Raw genomic sequence first — 18,921 nt, forward strand, 5'->3', positions numbered from 1 at the left:
TAATGGTGAAAAAATGATTAAAGAAAAACAAATGAGAATGTGTTTATTTTTTTCTTTCATAATAGGTATCCTGGTGCCTATATATACTTATTACTCTAGTTATAAGTTTTCTTTGGGGTATGGGTATGTATGTATATTAATATCTAGTTTTATTATAGCAATTTCAATAGGCTATCATGTGAGAGTCCAAAAAACTTTCGATATATTTTCTCCTTTTATTATTCCAAATATATTATTTGTTTTTATATATATTTTGAAACCTGTATATATTCTGTTTACTGGTGAGGTAGGTGTAGGAGAATTTGATGTACATCCTATAACTGATGTTGAAATCGGAGCGTTTAATAAGGCGAATCTCTATTGTCTAGTATCAATATTTGTTTATAACATAACATTACATTTCTTTCTCTCAGCTAGAAGACATGACTATTTTGAAAAAATAAAACCTAAGTTTAAGGAGAATTTGTATTCCGTGCTACAAAGTAGGGTTTTAAATATACTTAGTGTAATTTCAATAATCTTCACAGTAAGTATAATCCTGTATTTATTTGAAAGAGCAGGTGGAATAACAAATTATTTAGATTCCTTAGCATTGAGAAATGTGTATTTGAAAGATCTGGGATACTTGTTAATGATTGCGAATATGTCTAAAATCTTATTGTTTGTGTACACTGCGAGAATATTAACTGAAAGAAAATATAATAAAAAAACTCTGTTAATATGGCTTATGCTTTTAATAGTTTCAGTTGCTCTTTTATTATTAACTGGTGGAAGATCTTCAATTTTATATGGGGTAATGACACTTTTTATTATGATGCACTATTTAAAGAAGCAAGTAAGTGTTACAACCTCAATTATAGGTGGAGGAACTTTATTCTTCTTTGTAGTAATAGTGTACCGCGTTGTTTTAAGGGATAAGTATTTTAAAGCTAATGATGATTTATCAATGCTTACAATTTTAATTAATGCAATTAAAGATTTCCCAAGGTATTTCTTTGGAGGATATGATGTCCTACAGTTCGATGCTTTGCTAACTTTACTGGCGAATAAGGCACAATATACTTTTCTATACGGTGAGACTTTGTTAGCGGCGTTACTATCCCCAATACCTCGAAGTTTATATCCTGAAAAAGGATATGGAGCTATGTCATATTTCACAAAAACTTTTTTCCCACAATTCTATTATCCTAACAATGTTGAAGTGAATATTTCTTATGTTGGAGAGATGTATTTAAACTTTGGACTATTGGGAATAATAATAGGGATGTTAATTTTGGCTGTAGTCTTGGGAATAATGTATAAAAGATTTATTATAAATCAAAGTATAATTTGTTTCTTTATTTATACTATAACTATAGTAAGGGTTATTAGTCTAATCCGTGGGGATGTATTCAATTTTTGGGTTTATTATATACAGGATATAGCACCGATAGTCCTAGTATTGCTTTTTTTAGGAATAGGTACTAGGAAAAAGAAAGAAAGAATCTAAGGTCAGGATGAATACAGATGTTAATGCTAAAGCTAAAAAAAATAATATTTAATAAAGGGTTAATCGAGCAATCCTTAACTTCTCTATTAAATTTTATTATCATAATAGTTTACGGGAATTTGTTAAATCCTAATGAATTTGCAAAATTTATTATTATATTTTCGGGTATAGGTTTAGTTTTTTTAATCGTTACGGGTATTTGGTCTAATCCAATTTTGGTTTTTTTGCCAACCAAATTTAAAGATGCAAAAGATTTATATATCAAAAATTTATTGCTTTTTAATATAATTAGTAGCGGTTTACTTGGTGTACTTTCATTGTTGGTTTTACATATATTTGTAAAGTCGATGGGGATATATGAAATGATTTTTGGGGTTTTGATCATTATTACGTGGAGTGTATATGAATTAATACGTAAGGTATTTTATGCTATTGATAAACTAATGTACATACTAATTGGGAGTATTACTTTAGTTGTTACATTTTTATTGGGAAATATAATGATGCAAATAAATTTAAACGTTAGCAGTAGTTTATTTATTTTATTTATAAGTTATCTAACTGCTATCTTAATAGTATTTATCGCAGTTAGACGTGAAAAGGTGAAAAATGGGGGGGGAGGCTCTGTTTTTAAAATTCAAAAGAGAGTCTTATTTATCCATTGGGAGTATGCAAAGTGGACCGTGATTGGTAGCGTATGTTATTGGGCATGTACACAAGGATATTTCGTTTTAATAGCTAATATTATATCGGATGTCGAATTAGGCGGATTACGTACGAGCATGAATTTATTGGGGCTAGTAACAATTCTATTAGTCCTTTTTGAAAATAAAACTACGCCAAAAGCTTCAAAGATAGTGTTTAATCAAGGTACTGTGGAATTAAAAAAATATATTAATAGTTTTTATAGAAATAGGATGTTTCCTCTGTTGGTAGTTATTATAGCTGCAACAGTGATAGCATACTTTATATACCCGTTGTTATTTGGAAATAGTTATGTCGAATTTGCTTATTTGACAATTTTCTTTGGTTTATACCAATTCTTATTAGGAGCAAACAGACCATCGGTAATTGGGTTAAGGGCAATGAATATTACTAAGCCATTTTTTGTAGGAAATTTACTATGTGCATTAATTACGCTAGGTGCAGGTGTTTATTTGACTAGTTTATATGGTATAAACGGTGCAATTATAGGGATTTTAATAGCAACTCTAATATTAACTGGGTATTTTATTTTTAGTTTTTATAAAGTCATCAATGCTCGTAGTTAATTTTTATTACGTTGTAGGTAATGTAAATATATGAAAGAGGTAAAGGTGTAAAATGAAAAAAAAGAAATACTTACTTGTAAATGCTTATTCTATAAATAATAGGGGGGATGCAGGGATAGTTGTATCAATGATTCATTTAATTAGGAAATACGATAAAAATGCTGAAATTTATGTAATGTCGTCTCATTGGAAAGAAAATGAAGCCTTTTATAAAGAGTATGATGTTCATTCAGTTCCAGCAATTTGGGCCTTAAATAAAAATGAATCCAGTTTAGAACGGTATTTTAATGGTTTGAAAAAATATATGAGATTTTCAATTAATAGCAATGCAGAAGTTTTAAGGTACTATGAACAGGCAGATATAGTATTTAGTGTAGGGGGAGGCTATATCTATTCATCAAGAAAAGGGCCATTAGGGGTAGGCTTACTTAATTCTTTATTTCATGTTTGGCTTGCCAAGAAGATGGATAAAAAGGTTATCTCTTTCCCTCAAAGTGTAGGCCCATTACCAAGCAAAATTGATAAACTGTTAGTAAAAACAGTATTGAAAAATGTGGATACATTTATTAGTCGCGAAAGAATCACTACAGAACTTTTAGGAAACCTAGGATTGGAAAATGTAAAAGAAATTCCTGATATTGGATTTATTTTGCCATCTAGAGAAGTTGAATGTGCAGAAATTGAGGAGGACAGATCTACATATAAGGTGGGGTTAACGCTTTTAGATTGGAGATTTGCTAGGAAAAATTCTGATTTTAATGATATAGAGTCATATGTGAATAAAGTCGCCGATTGCTGTAAAGAATTGATTGGAAAATACAAAAATGTAAGTTTTTATATTTTCCCACAAGTGACAGTGGGTGAAGGGGATACTGATGTAGAAGTTTCAAAACTGTTATTAAATAAAATTGGTAGTAACAAATGTTCTATTATAGATTTAGATAAAATAGTTGATGTACCAGAACAATTAGTAAATTTATATGGGAAAATGGATGTTTTTATTGGAAGTAGGATGCATTCTACAATATTTGCCTTAGCTAGCGGAACACCTACATTAGCTCTTGCTTACCAATATAAGACAAAGGGTACTTTTGAATTAATGGGTGCAGGCGATTATGTTTTTGATGTCCAAGATTTTTCGTCACAAGAGGTTTACAATGCAATTATTAATATACTTGAGGGTGAAAATTATCCAATAGATAAAGTACATCAAGAAATTTCAAATATTCAATCTGAACTAATACAGGAAATTGGCAGAAACGAAGCATAATACACGGTATATTAAAAAATAAGGAGAATAGTCTTGAAGAAAATATTGGTTATTGGTCCAGTACCACCCCCTATTCATGGTGAAAGTGTAGCAATTAATTCTATAATCCAGTCGGTAGATATAAAGTGTAAGTATAATATCAATATTTTAGATACAAATAGAAAAAATGTAAAAAAAGCAGGGAAATTTTCTGTGCGAAAAATTTTTAATGATATATTTTTAATAGTAAAGTTGTTTAGAATATTGTTATTTAGTAAAGTTGATATCATGTATTTGTCAATATCACAAACAAGATTAGGGTTAATAAGAGATTTAATTATGTTAGTTTTGGGAAACCATTTTTGCCAAAAAACAATTACACATTTGCACGGAAATAACTTAGGGTATGTGCTAGATAATTTATCTAATAGGGAATTTAAGTTTGCTAAAAGGGTGCTTGGAAATGTTGATGTAGGGATCGTATTAGAAAAATCACTCGTTTCTAATTATAGAGGTTTGGTAAAGTGTGTCGAAATAGTTCCTAATGGAATAGATGAGGATTTCATAAAAGAGGAAGACAAGACTACTTATCAAAAGGATGATTACTTTAAGATTGTATATTTAAGCAATCTTATGAGAGAAAAAGGATATACTGAGTTAATTAGGGCTGTTATGGATTTGATTAAAGAAGGATATAAGTTAAGGATGGACTTAGCTGGTGGTATTCATAATCAAGAAGAATTCAATGAGATTTGGAGATGTATAGAAGAAAATAATTTAGGTTCTTTTATTACATATAAAGGTATTGTGACGGGACAAGAGAAGAAGGAATTATTACTCAAGTCACATGTAATGATACTACCGTCTAATTATCCCATTGAGGGACAGCCCATATCAATAATTGAAGGGATGGCAGCAGGATTGCCTATTATTTCAACAAATAGAGGAGCCATTCCTGATCTAGTAGAAGATAACGGGATTATTATTGAACAAGGAAATATAGAATCAATAAAACAGAGCATTTTAAAACTTATGAATGATAAGGATTTATTAGACAGATACGCAAGTAATAGTAAATCAAGATTCCAAAAGAAATATACAATGAAACATTATATAGGTAAGATTATACAAATACTCGATAGGAATTAAGAGGGAATTGGAGCATGAAAAAGAAAATTGTATTTGTTATTAACTATTTTTATCCGGATTTTGCATCAACAGGACAATTAATGACAGAACTTTGTTTAGAGTTACAAGATAAATTTGATATTACAGTAATTGCAGCTCAACCAGGGTACGCTGGCGAGGATATAAAAACAAAAAAAATCTTCGAAGAAGATAAATTAGAGAATATAAATATTGTACGCGTTCGTGTTCCTAAAGTAGATAAAAAATCAAAAGTGAGTAGAGTGAAATATATTTTATCGTACTTCACATTGGCTACTATAGCATTATTAAAACAAAGGAATGTTGATATCATCTATACTATTTCACAACCACCGGTCCTAGGTGGGATAGTTGGTACTATAGGGAAATTCTTCAAAAAATCAAAACATGTATACAATATTCAGGACTTTAATCCTGAACAAGCTGAGGCTGTAAGTTATACTAATAAAAAATTTATTTTTAATATTGCTAGAAAAATAGATAATATAAATTGTAGTTATTCTGATCACGTTATAGTTGTAGGGAATGATATGTCTAAAACTTTAGAAAAACGATTTGATAGCAAAAAAGTTCCAAATCATTCTGTTATTAATAACTGGACTAACGAAGGTGAAATCGTTCCAGTAAATAAAGATAATCCTATGGTAGCTCAGTTTATTGAAGAAAATAAGTTAGACAATAAATTTATAGTTATGTACTCAGGAAATATAGGGTTATTTTATGATTTAGAAAATATAATTAAAATAACTAAGGAATTTAGCCATTATGAGGATTTAGTATTTTTATTTATTGGTGAAGGAGCTATGAAGGAAAATATGAAAACCTTTGTGATGGAAAATGGAATAGAGAATGTTCTATTCCTTCCATACCAGCCTAAAGAGTTTATAAAATACTCTTTAAATGTTGCAGATATACACCTAGTGGTTAATCAAAAAGGTATTAAGGGTGTCTCAGTTCCTAGTAAAATTTATGGGGTTATGGCTGCAGGAAAACCAATTCTTGGTGTACTCGAAAGAGAAAGTGAAGCAGAAATACTAATAACAAATAGTGACTGTGGTGTTGTAGTTGAACCCCAAGATTACAATGGAATTATAGAAGCAATTAAGCATTTTTATAGTATGCAGGATCAGGAAAGAAAAGAAATGGGTATAAGAGGAAGAGATTATTTAGAAAAGAATCTAAAAAAGGAAACTTCAATTCAAAAATATAGTGAAGTTTTACAATCTCTATAAAAAAAGACTATGTTAGATAGTCTTTTTTATATTTTGGGAGGTCATTATTAATGAAATTAATTCTTTTATCAGGTGGTTCAGGAAAACGTTTATGGCCACTATCAAATGACACTCGCTCTAAGCAATTCTTAAAAGTGTTAGAAAGTGAAGATGGTGCACGTCAATCAATGGTACAACGTGTATGGGGGCAGTTAGAGTCAGTAGGTTTAAATGAATCTGCAGTTATTGCTACGTCAAAAACGCAAACGGAGATGATTCATAATCAGTTAGGAATGAATGTGCCGTTAATTGTTGAGCCAGAGCGTCGAGACACATTTCCCGCAATTGCTCTTGCTAGCTCTTTTTTATTTTCTGAGCAACATACAAATTTAGATGAAACAGTTATTGTATTACCAGTAGATCCATACGTCGAAGATAGCTTTTTTGAGAGAGTAAAAGATTTAGAGATAGCATTACAAAATTCAGATGCAGACTTAGCTCTTATGGGGGTTGAGCCAACATATCCATCTTCTAAATATGGTTATATTGTACCAACAGAAGAATCTACTACATATGAATATTTTGATGTATCACGTTTTACAGAAAAACCAAGTGAGGAAAAAGCAGTAACATTAATTGAACAAAAGGCTTTATGGAATTGTGGTGTATTTGCCTTTAAGTTACGTTATCTAATCAATATTTTGGAAGAAAAGAATCTTCCAATTTTATATCATGATTTATCTAAACATTATAGTGATTTACCAAAAATTAGTTTTGATTATGAAGTTGTAGAAAAGGCAAATCACATTGTTGCCTTACCTTACAGTGGATATTGGAAAGATTTAGGGACTTGGAATACATTAACTGAAGAAATGGCTACAACTCAAATTGGTAAAGGTGTAATTAGTGAGGATTCTTACAATACACATGTAGTAAATGAATTAGAGGTTCCAGTAACAGTTGTGGGACTTTCTGATGTTGTTGTTGCGGCTAGCCCGGATGGTATTTTAGTTTCGGATAAAGCTTCTAGTCCAAAAATTAAAGATTTAATTGGTTCATTTGACCAGCCACCAATGTATGAAGAACGCATTTGGGGATGGTCTAAAGTGCTAGACTACGCAAAATACGAAAATGAAGAAATGGTAACGAAAAGAATTTGTATAGAAGAAAATCAAAATTCTACTTATCATTATCATAATTTACGGAATGAAGTATGGACAATTATTCGCGGTGAAGGGGAACTTATTTTAGAAGATCATATCCGTCGCGTAAAAGCTGGCGATATTGTACATATTCCAGCTGGTAAGAAACATGCTATTCGTGCATTAAGTGAATTAGAATTTATCGAAGTACAAACGGGGAAAGAAGTAGTAGATACAGATTTCGTTCGCCTGTATACAAGATGGGAAGATATTTTAAAACATTATTATCAGTCACAAGCGCAAGTAATTATGTAACAGCTAGTATATTCTAGCTGTTATTTTTTAAGGATAAATCTATGAAAACTTTTGTTTTTTATATTTCAGAATATGGATTTGGGCATGCGACAAGGTGTATTGCTCTAATTAGATCAATATTGAGTAGAAGAGAAGATGTGCAAGTTATCGTTTGTAATTCATTTGCAATACAATTTATTCGTGCATCATTAAATGAGTATGGGGATAAGGTCATTTTTCATGATGTGGAGACTGACGTTGGGTTTGTTCTAAAAGAAAATTCATTGGATTTAGACAAAGAAAAATTGCAACAATCGTATGAAGAGTTCTGTACGAATTTACCTCAAAAGATTAATAACGAAATTGATTTTTTAAGTGCTTTTTCCGTGGATTATATTATTTCTGACATTTCACCAATTGCTTTTGAAATAGCAGATAAATTGGGAGTACCATCTATAGGAATTTCCAATTTTACGTGGTATACAGCTTATAAAAATGTTATTCCAGATGATATGCTTCAATTATTTAAAAATATGTATAAAAAAATGGATTGTTTTTATACATTAGCTGGAAGCAATGAGGAAAATTGGGCAAGATTAAATACTTTTTCTTTTAGTTTCTATAGTAGAACAACTAACCCATTGGAAGTAAGAGAAATAAGTAAGAAGTTAAATCCAACAGGTGAAAAACAGGTTATATTTATGCCATTAGGAATGAAGATTGATATGGGGGATATAACTAAGTTGCCACTTTGGGATGATGAAAGATATATTTTTATCGTGTCTTATAATATGAAAATTGAGCATAAAAACGTTCATAAAATCCCCGAAAACTATACCGAATCACAAAATTATGTAGCAATTGCTGATTGTATTATTTCAAAAGCCGGTTGGGGTACAGTTAGTGAAGCAATTCTTCAAAATAAACCGCTATTAATTATTAATAGAAAAGGTATAAGTGAGGATCAAAATACGATCCAATTTTTAAAGGATAATAATTTATGTAATTTAATTACTTGGGAAGAGCTACAAAGTATAGATATCGAAAGGTACATGGATACCCAGAATTCTACATATCAAAATGAAGTTCATAATATTATATCTCATATTTTTGAATTTGCTATATCGTAACTTTTAGTAGGAAAGAAGGTTTTATACAAGAATGAAATCACCGTTATTTTTACAACCTGTTCTTCAAGAAAGAATTTGGGGAGGGAAATCACTAGGAAATTTCAATTATGATTTATCCTCAGAATTCATTGGAGAATGCTGGGGGATTTCAGCTCATCCAAATGGGATGAGTGTTGTGAGAGAGGGACTATACGTGGGGAAAACCCTTGAACAATTATGGAGAGATGAGAAGCATTTGTTTGGAGTATGTCCGTCAGAGAAATTTCCATTATTAACAAAGGTACTAGATGCTAATAAGGATTTATCTGTACAAGTACATCCAAATGATGAATTTGCAAAAGTTTATGAGAATGGTGAACTTGGAAAAACAGAGTGTTGGTACATTATTGACTGTAAAGAAGATGCTCAATTAGTGTATGGTCATAATGCTTCTACAAAATTAGAATTTGAAGAGATGATTAAAGATGGAAATTGGGGAGATTTACTGCGCAGAGTTTCCATTAAACCAGGTGATTTTTTCTATGTACCAAGTGGAACTATTCATGCTCTTTGTGAAGGTACAGTAGTACTAGAAACACAGCAAAGTTCTGATACCACATATAGAGTATACGATTATGATCGAATAGATACGAATGGTAAGAAACGAGAGTTGCATTTAGATAAGGCAATTCAAGTTGCAAGAATTCCTCATAAAGATCATCAAGTTCAACCAGAAACTATTGAGAGAAATGGTGCGTTAATTACAACATATGTGCATGAAGCATATTTTTCCGTATATAAATGGGAAATTGAAGAGGAAGCATCATTTCAACAAAGGGAAATCTTTCAATTAGTGAGTGTAATTGAAGGAGAGGGGACGCTGGTTACTATTGATGGTGAGTTTTCTATTAAAAAGGGTGATCACTTTATTTTACCAATAACAATTGGAAACTTTGTTATAAAAGGAAATATTGCTGCTATTGTATCTCATCTGTAGAATAATAAATTCTCCTTTGTTTGTAGTCAGTCTTAAGGTAATATAATTAGTAGTGTAAAATTATTGCGTTATTTATAAATATTGATAAAGAGGGTAAAAATATGAAAAAGAAAATTTTATTTTGGATTTTAGGTATAATAGGTTTTCTTGTAATTGCAGGAGGAGCGTATGCATACTATGTATATTCTAATGTATCAAACACATTAGATGCCGTTCATAAGCCGTTAGATCGCGATAAATCTGATAAACGTTCAGAAAAAGTAAACGTATCGGATAAAAAGCCCATTTCAATATTAATGATGGGTGTAGATCAACGTGGTGAAGATCAGGGACGTTCAGATTCCTTAATGCTATTCACACTAAACCCTAAAACAAAGTCAATGAAAATCACTAGTATCCCACGTGATTCTTACACAGAAATTGTTGGTAAAGGAAAGAAAGACAAAATTAATCACGCTTATGCTTTTGGTGGGATTGATATGTCTGTAAAAACAGTAGAAAACTTTTTAAATGTACCGGTTGATCATTATATTGAAGTTAATATGGAAGGTTTTAAAGATATTGTAGATGCTGTTGGTGGAATTGATGTTTATAACGATTTAGAATTTGTACAAGAAGGTATGCATTTCTCAAAAGGAGATATTCACTTAAATGGGGAGCAAGCTCTAAAATATACTCGTATGAGATATAATGACCCACGTGGTGACTTCGGTCGTCAAATGCGTCAACGTCAAGTTATTCAAGCTGTAATTAAAAAAGGTGCAAGTGTATCTTCTCTAGCAAGCTACGGTGATGTATTAAAGGCGATTGAGAAAAACGTTAAAACAAGTTTAACGCAAGATCAAATGTTTGATATTCAAAAGAACTATAAGGATTGCTTGCAAAACAGCGAAGAAATTCAAATACCAGGTGACGGTCATAAAGCCGCTGATGGTATTTGGTACTACTATGTTCCAGATGCAGCAAAACAAGATTTAACGAATAAGTTAAGAGCACATCTTGAATTGAATAAGTAATATGTAATAACCCGACTCCTTTGGAAGGAGTTGGGTTTATTTTTGCTTAGATTTATATTAGTATTATATATTGTGAGATTAATAGATGAGGTGAATCGATGAATAAGAAAGCAGTACTTGTCCTTGTGACTTTTGTATTGTTTGTCGCTTCGATTGTGAGTGGTAAATTATACTGGAACAAGAAGGTTGCGAATGCGACAGGGCATACGAGTGAAGTAACGAACACAAAGGCTGAAGTGAAAGATAGCGGAGCGAAGAAAGAAGAGAAGAAGCAAGATGCGAAGTCATCTTTTAATGAAGCATATGCGAAGAATTTACCAGATGAAGTGAAAGAGAAGTTGAAGAAAGCAGCTGCAGATAAAAAGAAAGTGAATCTTGTTATTGTTGGTGATGAAGCTTCTTCATCTGAAAAAGATGCTTGGGTAGCTAAGTTTACGGCTAATTTAGAAACTGCTTATGGTAAGGGTTTATGGAATGTGACAGTTAAGGAATATAAGGGTGAAAGTACAGAAGAATTAATCTCGAATAAACGTGATAAAGAGATTGCGAAAGACAATCCAGATGTGATTTTATTTGAGCCACCATTTATTACGGACAATGGTAAAAGTGGTAATGGAAACTCTGTTGTAAATACACAGAAGTTTGTTCAAGCACTTTCTACTAGTGCAAAAGGCGCTACAATTATGATTCAACCATCAAACCCAGTGTATGGCGCGAAGAATTATCCGAAAGCGATTGAAGCATTGAAACAATTTGCGACGCAAAATGGTTATACATATGTGGATCATTGGGCAGCATGGCCTGATGCAACAACGAAGGCTATTTTACCTTACTTACAAGAAGAGTTTGGTTTCCCAAGTGCTAAAGGTCATGAAGTTTGGGCACAATATGTAACGGATTATTTTGTTGCTAAGTAATAAAGGTACACAAAAGGTATACGAGCAATCGTATACCTTTTATAATAAGAAAGTGAGTAAGAAATCCTAATATATGTAGGAGGAAGACAATGAATTCAATTCTAATCTGCGGTGGAGCTGGCTACATCGGTTCTCACGCTGTGAAAAAATTAGTAGACGAAGGTCTATCTGTAGTAGTGGTAGATAACTTACAAACAGGTCATGAAGATGCGATTACGGAAGGCGCGAAGTTTTATAATGGTGACCTTCGTGATAAAGCATTTTTAAGAGATGTTTTTACAAAAGAAAGTATTGAGGCAGTTATGCATTTCGCAGCTGATTCTTTAGTTGGGGTTAGTATGGAGAAGCCTCTTCAATATTATAATAACAACGTGTATGGTGCACTTTGCTTATTAGAGGTAATGGATGAGTTTAAGGTAGATAAGTTTATTTTCTCTTCTACTGCGGCGACGTATGGTGAGGTAGATGTAGATCTTATTACTGAGGAAACGATGACAAATCCAACGAATACGTATGGAGAGACGAAGTTAGCAATCGAGAAGATGCTTCATTGGTATAGCCAAGCTTCTAATTTACGTTATAAGATTTTCAGATACTTTAACGTGGCTGGTGCAACTCCAAATGGTATTATTGGGGAGGATCACCGTCCAGAGACGCATTTAATTCCTCTTGTGTTGCAAGTGGCGTTAGGTCAACGTGAGAAGATTATGATGTTTGGTGATGATTATAATACACCAGATGGTACATGTATCCGTGATTACATTCACGTTGAAGATTTAGTAGCGGCTCATTTCTTAGGGCTTAAAGACCTACAGAACGGCGGAGAAAGTGATTTTTATAACTTAGGAAATGGTAATGGTTTCAGTGTAAAAGAAATCGTTGATGCAGTTCGTGAAGTTACAAATCATGAAATTCCAGCTGAGGTAGCACCGCGCCGTGCAGGAGACCCAGCACGTTTAGTTGCTTCTTCTCAGAAAGCGAAAGAGAAGTTAGGTTGGGATCCACAGTATGTAAATGTGAAGACAATCATTGAGCATGCTTGGAATTGGCATCAGAAGAAACCTAATGGGTATGAAAAGTAATGATTTTTTAAACCTCAAAAGTAGTTTTTAACTACTTTTGAGGTTTTTTTGTTTATGTAAAAATGAACAAATTCCAAACAATAAAATCCTCAGATTCTGAAATTCGCTAATATGTTATGATAAATGCACGAAGTTAGTAACATACTGGGTACAAAGGATTGAAGAAACAGGTGAGGCGGATGAATAAAAGACAAGAGGAAATTTTAAAAGTTTTATTATCTGAGTCTAATGAGTACTTGTTAGTGCAGGAGCTTGCTGATAGGGTAGGGTGTTCGGAGAAGACGATTCGTAATGATTTTAAGGTGATTGAGGAGTATTTAGAAAGATATTCAGACGCTCTTCTTATTCGGAAACCAGGTTTAGGTGTGAGTTTGGAAGTTAAGGAGTATGATAAGTCCAGTTTGTTCAATAGATTATATGCTGTAAGGCAAGAAATAAGCTATGAATCAGATGAGGATAGGGTGTTACAAATTGCTTATAGCTTGTTGATGAATGTTAAATCAGTTACTGTGCAGGAACTTGCTGAGCAGTATTTTGTTAATCGAGCTACGATTAAGAAAGATTTAGATAGAATTGAAAATTGGCTTGAGGAACTGGGATTAGATTTAATTGTAAAGCAGAGGATAGGATTAACGGTAGAGAGTGATGAGAGAAGTAAGAGGAAAGCATTAGCTAAACTGTCAGATTTAATTCATAATCAGGAATTAATGAATCAATTTATTAAAAAGCAATTTTTGTATCATGAAATTGAATTCGTAATGACTGAATTGAAAGCGTTACAAAAAAGATATGCTACATTTTTTACAGATGATACGTTAGAAAATCTTTTATTGCATACGTTAATCATGGTGCGGAGGATGAAGTTGAAACAACCAATTTCAATGTCTAAAGATGATTTGAACGTTGTGCGAGAGACGAAAGAGTATGGTTGGACGTTAGATTTTTTAACAAGGCTAGAATTTGTATTTACGATCCATTTTACTGAAGAAGAAGTAGCTTATTTAGCTATTCATATTTTAGGCGGGAAATTTCGCTATCAAGATGAATGGGAAAGAAATAAGTTAAATGTGAGTAATCCTGTGCTTTTACAAGTTGTATCGCATTTAATAGAGCGGATGTCTATGGTGAATGAAATCGATTTCGGGGAGGACCCATTTTTATTAGAGGGATTACAGATGCATTTGTATACGACATTAAATCGTTTGCAATATGATCTTTCTGTCTCAAACCCGATGCTCCATGAAATTAAGCGAATGTATCCGTATATGTTTGATATGTTAATCCATGAGCTGGATGATATTAATAAATTGTTAAGCTTACAAATTCCAGAGGAAGAAGCGGCTTATCTTACTTTGCATTTTCAGGCGGCGATGGAGCGGTTGAGTGATAAAAAGGTATCAAAAAATGTGATTATTGTTTGCCATATGGGGATAGGGATGTCGCAATTATTACGGACAAAAATTGAAAGGAAATTCCGTCATGTCCATGTGATGGATTGTATCGCAAAGTCCGATTTAGAAGAATATTTAATGAAAAATAAAAAGGTAGAGCTTATCATTTCCACGATAGATCTTCCGCATTTAAAGATTCCTCATTGTGTTGTATCTCCTTTATTAGAGCGGAGTGAAGAAAGTAAATTAGAAGATTTTATGAAGAAATTAGATGAACTGCCGTCTAATGCGAATAAGGACTTTGTGTTATTGAATTACACGACTCCTTTTTTAGTCTTTTTACAACAAGAAGTAGAACATCGTTACGAATTAATAGAAAGATTAGCGAGATCTCTTTATGAAAAGGGATATGTAGAGAAAGAGTATATTGAAAATGCGATTGCTAGAGATAGAATGTCAGCAACAACAATTGGCGCAGGAGTTGCCATCCCGCACGGAAGTCCTAAGCTAATTAAACAATCTGTAATTGCAGTTGCTACGCTTAGGGAGCCATTGGACTGGGGAGTAGAAAAGGTATCGCTCGTATTTATGTTAGCGGTTAAGAGTGATGGTAAGGAAGTTACGAAACAATTATTTCATGAGTTGTCCTTTATAAGTGAACAACCTGTTTTTGTTCAAAAGCTTATAAAGGAAACGAATATAATGAAGTTTTTATCTTATTTAAGATATGAATAGGTAAGGCGAGAAGCCTTACTTTTTTGTTTGCTTCGGTAAAATAATGTTTTTTCCGGAGATTACGGTAAAAAAGAAAACTTTTATGAATCGAATATTGATATATATTATATGTAGGCGCTTACATAATGGGTTTAAGGAGGATTTAAATGAAAGTACTAGCGATTACATCGTGTCCGAATGGGATTGCCCATACGTATATGGCTGCAGAAAATTTACAAAAAGCAGCGGATAAATTAGGAATTCAAATGAAAGTTGAAACACAAGGTGGTATAGGTGTTGAAAATGAACTTACTGAGCAAGAGATTCGTGAAGCAGATGGCATTATTATAGCGGCAGATCGTGCTGTAAATAAAGATAGATTTATAGGTAAAAAGCTATTAGTTGTAGGAGTTAAAGATGGTATTCGTAAACCAGAGGAACTCATTCAAAAAGTAGTAGATGGTAATGTTCCTGTTTATCATTCAGATGTGAAAGAAGCAGGAGATGATTCACAAGGTAAAAAGCAAAATCCTATATACCGTCATTTAATGAATGGTGTATCATTCATGGTTCCCTTCATTGTTGTAGGTGGATTATTAATTGCAATTGCATTGACACTTGGCGGTGAGAAAACTCCTGGTGGTTTAGTAATACCAGAGGGTTCTTTTTGGAAAACAATTGAGCAAATAGGTGGAGCTTCATTTGCATTTATGGTTCCAATTCTAGCTGGTTATATTGCTTACAGTATAGCTGATAAACCTGGACTTGTTCCTGGTATGATTGGCGGATATATTGCAGCAACTGGAAGTTTCTATGGTAGTGAGAGTGGGGCTGGTTTCCTAGGTGGAATTATCGCAGGTTTCTTAGCTGGTTATGTAGCTTTAGGCATTAAAAAGTTAAAAGTGCCAAAAGCGATTCAGCCAATTATGCCGATTATTATTATACCGGTATTTACATCACTTATTGTTGGTTTAGCATTTGTATTTATTATCGGTGCTCCTGTAGCACAAGTATTTGAATCGTTAACAGCTTGGTTAGCGGGTATGCAAGGTTCAAGTTCAATTCTTTTAGCATTAATCTTAGGTGCAATGATTTCATTTGATATGGGTGGTCCAGTAAATAAAGTGGCATTCTTATTTGGTTCTGCAATGATTGGAGAAGGAAATTATGAAATTATGGGACCGATCGCAGCAGCAATTTGTATTCCACCAATTGGGATGGGACTTGCTACATTTATAGGAAAGAGAAAGTTCCAAGAGTCTGAAAAGGAAATGGGGAAAGCCTCATTTACGATGGGCTTATTCGGTATTACAGAAGGAGCTATTCCTTTTGCAGCGCAGGATCCATTACGTGTTATTCCAAGTATTATGGCCGGTTCGATGACAGGTGCTGTTATTGCAATGATTGGTAATGTAGGGGATAGAGTAGCACATGGTGGACCGATTGTTGCGGTACTAGGAGCGGTAGATAACGTATTTATGTTCTTCGTTGCTATTATTGTAGGTTCTCTTGTTACAGCGGTTATTGTGAATGTATTAAAGAAAGATATTTCAAAAGTTGAAGAAACGCAGGAAATGAAAGAAGTGTCAGCGACGAAGGAAGTAGCGGAAGTTCAAGAGCAAGTAATAGAAAAGAAAGATGAAAAAGTTGAAATTAAGAAGTTAACAGATATAACGAGTCTGGAGCTTATTGATATTAATTTAGTAGGAGAGACACGTGACGATATTATTGATGAAATGATTGGGAAATTAAATGCTGTAGGTGTTTTACATTCTGATTCAGAATTTAAGCAAGCTATTATGAGTCGCGAAGCAGAGAGCAGTACAGGTATTGGAATGAATATTGCGATTCCTCATGGAAAGTCGGATGCAGTAAAAAAACCGAGTGTTGTATTTGGAATTAAACAATCGGGGATAGATTGGAAAAGTTTAGACGGAACGGATGCAAAGTTAATATTTATGATTGCAGTTCCAAAAGAGAGCGAAGGAAATGAGCACTTGAAGATTCTTCAAATGCTTTCACGAAAACTTATGGATGATAGTTATAGAGAGAGATTAATATCTGTCCAAACGAAAGAGGAAGCACATAAGTTATTAGATGACATCGTATAAAATGGAGGATTTTAATCATGACAGAACCGTTATTTTTTGCACCCATTTTTAAAGAAAGAATTTGGGGTGGTACGAAATTAACTTCTTTCGGATATGAAATACCATCAGAACAAACGGGAGAATGTTGGGCGTTTGCTGCACATCAGAACGGACAAAGTGTAGTTAAGACTGGAAAGTATAAAGGTTTATCTTTAGGACAATTGTGGAACAATCATAGAGAATTATTTGGGAATATTGAGGGGGATCGCTTCCCTCTTCTTACAAAAATTTTAGATGCAAATCGTGACTTATCTGTTCAAGTACATCCGAATGATGAATATGCACGTATAAATGAAAATGGTGAGTTGGGAAAGACTGAATGTTGGTATGTCATTGATTGTAAAGAAGGTGCTGAGATTATTTATGGGCATCATGCGAAAACAAAAGATGAACTAGTAGATATGGTTGAACAAGAAGGATGGGACAAGCTATTACAACGTGTAAAAGTGAAGCCAGGGGATTTCTTCTTTGTTCCAAGCGGAACGGTTCATGCAATTGGTGAAGGTATTTTAATATTAGAAACGCAACAAAACTCTGATACTACTTATCGATTATATGATTATAATAGAAGAGATTCAGAGGGGAATTTGCGTGAACTCCATCTTGAGAAAAGTATGGAAGTAATGGAGACACCCTTTGTTTCAAATCAACAAACTATTCAATATGACGTAATAGAAGATTTACATGTAACAAAATTTATTGAATGCTCTTATTTTTCGGTGGAAAAATGGGAATTAGATGGAGTAGTTAACTTAACGCAAAAAAATTCATTTCTTCTTATAAGTGTAATAGATGGCGAAGGAGAATTGGTACATGGGACTGAAAAGTATCGATTTGAACAAGGAGATCATTTCATATTACCAAGTAATTTTGGGGAATATAGAGTTGTAGGACGTGCTGAATTTATTATTGCGAGCGTATAAGAGATAAAATATAACAGGAGCGAGTATCGTCGACAAAATATGTTCGACAATACTCGCTCTTTTTTTGTACGATTTTTGCTATACTAAACTGTACTATAATACAGAACGGAGGGAGGAAAATGATGAAAATACTTGTAGTTGATGATGAATCGAGTATTCGTAATTTGATTCGTATGCAGTTAGAGATGGAAGGGTATGAAGTGTTGACAGCAGCTGACGGAAGAGAAGCCGTAGAGAAATGGAATGAAGGACCAGATGTATTGATTTTGGATGTTATGCTTCCAGATACAGATGGGTATGAGTTGCTTCGTTTGTTCCGTGAGAAGGATAGGGATATTCCAGTACTCATGTTAACTGCAAAGAGTCAGATGAATGATAAATTGCTTGGCCTGCAACTTGGTGCGGATGATTATGTGACGAAACCTTTCAATTATGCGGAGCTTATTCTTCGTGTGAAGAATATGAGCAGACGTGTGAAGAAGGAGGAGGTAGCTGTAAGTCACGAGGTAATTCGAGCCGGGGAGTTAATCATTTGTCCTAAGGAAAGAAAATTACATGTTAGTGGACAAGAAATTCAGTTAACGTACCGGGAGTTTAATTTATGTCAGCTGTTTGTTTCGAATCCGCAGCGTGTATTTATGAGAGATGAGTTGCTTGAGAAAGTATGGGGTTTTGAGTATATCGGAAATACGAGAGCGGTTGATATTATGGTGCAAAGACTTAGGAAGAAGCTTGGTACGAGCGGGGAGTATATTAAAACAATTTATGGCGTTGGCTATAAGCTGGATTGTTAAGTGGT

General features: G+C 33.3%; 15 protein-coding genes. All 15 read left to right on the forward strand.

The features are described from left to right. Nucleotides 1-13: 13 nt before the first annotated feature. The 15 genes from DN410_RS09825 (at nucleotide 14) to DN410_RS09895 (ending at nucleotide 18,916) form a co-directional block, all read left to right on the forward strand. A complete protein-coding gene (locus tag DN410_RS09825; protein ID WP_149176334.1) occupies nucleotides 14-1,489 on the forward strand; it encodes an O-antigen polymerase in 1,476 nt (491 codons plus the stop codon). A 17-nt stretch (nucleotides 1,490-1,506) separates the two neighbouring features. Further along, nucleotides 1,507-2,760 (forward strand): lipopolysaccharide biosynthesis protein, encoded by a 1,254-nt coding sequence (locus DN410_RS09830; RefSeq protein ID WP_149176335.1) that lies wholly within the window; start codon nucleotides 1,507-1,509, stop codon nucleotides 2,758-2,760. A 52-nt stretch (nucleotides 2,761-2,812) separates the two neighbouring features. Next, complete coding sequence (locus DN410_RS09835) at nucleotides 2,813-4,030, forward strand: polysaccharide pyruvyl transferase family protein (RefSeq protein ID WP_149176336.1); 1,218 nt, start codon at nucleotides 2,813-2,815, stop codon at nucleotides 4,028-4,030. Nucleotides 4,031-4,063: 33 nt separating this feature from the next. Beyond that, complete coding sequence (locus tag DN410_RS09840; protein ID WP_149176337.1) at nucleotides 4,064-5,158, forward strand: glycosyltransferase family 4 protein; 1,095 nt, start codon at nucleotides 4,064-4,066, stop codon at nucleotides 5,156-5,158. A gap of 14 nt (nucleotides 5,159-5,172) precedes the next feature. Beyond that, nucleotides 5,173-6,408, forward strand: coding sequence for a glycosyltransferase family 4 protein (locus tag DN410_RS09845; RefSeq protein WP_149176338.1), 1,236 nt, complete (start codon nucleotides 5,173-5,175; stop codon nucleotides 6,406-6,408). Between the two features lie 50 nt (nucleotides 6,409-6,458). Further along, nucleotides 6,459-7,844, forward strand: a complete 1,386-nt coding sequence (locus DN410_RS09850; RefSeq protein ID WP_149176339.1) for a sugar phosphate nucleotidyltransferase — start codon at nucleotides 6,459-6,461, stop codon at nucleotides 7,842-7,844. A gap of 119 nt (nucleotides 7,845-7,963) precedes the next feature. Beyond that, a complete protein-coding gene (locus DN410_RS09855) occupies nucleotides 7,964-8,953 on the forward strand; it encodes a glycosyltransferase (RefSeq protein WP_255446717.1) in 990 nt (329 codons plus the stop codon). A gap of 31 nt (nucleotides 8,954-8,984) precedes the next feature. Next, nucleotides 8,985-9,929, forward strand: coding sequence for a mannose-6-phosphate isomerase, class I (manA, locus tag DN410_RS09860; RefSeq protein WP_149176341.1), 945 nt, complete (start codon nucleotides 8,985-8,987; stop codon nucleotides 9,927-9,929). A 101-nt stretch (nucleotides 9,930-10,030) separates the two neighbouring features. Then, nucleotides 10,031-10,945 (forward strand): polyisoprenyl-teichoic acid--peptidoglycan teichoic acid transferase TagU, encoded by a 915-nt coding sequence (gene tagU, locus DN410_RS09865; RefSeq protein WP_149176342.1) that lies wholly within the window; start codon nucleotides 10,031-10,033, stop codon nucleotides 10,943-10,945. A 98-nt stretch (nucleotides 10,946-11,043) separates the two neighbouring features. Further along, nucleotides 11,044-11,862, forward strand: a complete 819-nt coding sequence (locus DN410_RS09870; RefSeq protein WP_149176343.1) for an SGNH/GDSL hydrolase family protein — start codon at nucleotides 11,044-11,046, stop codon at nucleotides 11,860-11,862. Nucleotides 11,863-11,951: 89 nt separating this feature from the next. Then, entirely contained in the window at nucleotides 11,952-12,944 is a 993-nt protein-coding gene (galE, locus tag DN410_RS09875) for a UDP-glucose 4-epimerase GalE (protein ID WP_149176344.1), read from the forward strand. 179 nt (nucleotides 12,945-13,123) lie between these two features. Then, nucleotides 13,124-15,070: a BglG family transcription antiterminator gene (locus DN410_RS09880; protein ID WP_149176345.1), complete on the forward strand. Its 1,947-nt coding sequence runs from the start codon at nucleotides 13,124-13,126 to the stop codon at nucleotides 15,068-15,070. Nucleotides 15,071-15,216: 146 nt separating this feature from the next. Next, complete coding sequence (locus DN410_RS09885; RefSeq protein ID WP_149176346.1) at nucleotides 15,217-17,160, forward strand: PTS fructose transporter subunit IIABC; 1,944 nt, start codon at nucleotides 15,217-15,219, stop codon at nucleotides 17,158-17,160. Between the two features lie 17 nt (nucleotides 17,161-17,177). Then, on the forward strand, nucleotides 17,178-18,122 hold the full coding sequence (gene manA, locus DN410_RS09890; RefSeq protein ID WP_149176347.1) for a mannose-6-phosphate isomerase, class I: 945 nt from the start codon (nucleotides 17,178-17,180) through the stop codon (nucleotides 18,120-18,122). Between the two features lie 122 nt (nucleotides 18,123-18,244). Beyond that, nucleotides 18,245-18,916 carry a response regulator transcription factor gene (locus tag DN410_RS09895; protein ID WP_149176395.1) on the forward strand — a complete coding sequence of 224 codons (672 nt, stop codon included), beginning with the start codon at nucleotides 18,245-18,247 and terminating at the stop codon, nucleotides 18,914-18,916. The last annotated feature ends 5 nt before the right edge of the window (nucleotides 18,917-18,921 follow it).

This window comes from Bacillus sp. SH5-2 (genome assembly GCF_008368905.1).
Taxonomy (GTDB): domain Bacteria; phylum Bacillota; class Bacilli; order Bacillales; family Bacillaceae_G; genus Bacillus_A; species Bacillus_A luti.

Excerpts from the sequence above, each read along its gene's own strand:
- DN410_RS09825 (WP_149176334.1), top strand. The coding sequence starts at position 14 with ATGATTAAAGAAAAACAAATGAGAATGTGTTTATTTTTTTCTTTCATA.
- DN410_RS09830 (WP_149176335.1), top strand. The coding sequence starts at position 1,507 with ATGTTAATGCTAAAGCTAAAAAAAATAATATTTAATAAAGGGTTAATC.
- DN410_RS09835 (WP_149176336.1), top strand. The coding sequence starts at position 2,813 with ATGAAAAAAAAGAAATACTTACTTGTAAATGCTTATTCTATAAATAAT.
- DN410_RS09845 (WP_149176338.1), top strand. The coding sequence starts at position 5,173 with ATGAAAAAGAAAATTGTATTTGTTATTAACTATTTTTATCCGGATTTT.
- DN410_RS09850 (WP_149176339.1), top strand. The coding sequence starts at position 6,459 with ATGAAATTAATTCTTTTATCAGGTGGTTCAGGAAAACGTTTATGGCCA.
- manA (WP_149176341.1), top strand. The coding sequence starts at position 8,985 with ATGAAATCACCGTTATTTTTACAACCTGTTCTTCAAGAAAGAATTTGG.
- tagU (WP_149176342.1), top strand. The coding sequence starts at position 10,031 with ATGAAAAAGAAAATTTTATTTTGGATTTTAGGTATAATAGGTTTTCTT.
- DN410_RS09870 (WP_149176343.1), top strand. The coding sequence starts at position 11,044 with ATGAATAAGAAAGCAGTACTTGTCCTTGTGACTTTTGTATTGTTTGTC.
- galE (WP_149176344.1), top strand. The coding sequence starts at position 11,952 with ATGAATTCAATTCTAATCTGCGGTGGAGCTGGCTACATCGGTTCTCAC.
- DN410_RS09880 (WP_149176345.1), top strand. The coding sequence starts at position 13,124 with ATGAATAAAAGACAAGAGGAAATTTTAAAAGTTTTATTATCTGAGTCT.
- DN410_RS09885 (WP_149176346.1), top strand. The coding sequence starts at position 15,217 with ATGAAAGTACTAGCGATTACATCGTGTCCGAATGGGATTGCCCATACG.
- manA (WP_149176347.1), top strand. The coding sequence starts at position 17,178 with ATGACAGAACCGTTATTTTTTGCACCCATTTTTAAAGAAAGAATTTGG.
- DN410_RS09895 (WP_149176395.1), top strand. The coding sequence starts at position 18,245 with ATGAAAATACTTGTAGTTGATGATGAATCGAGTATTCGTAATTTGATT.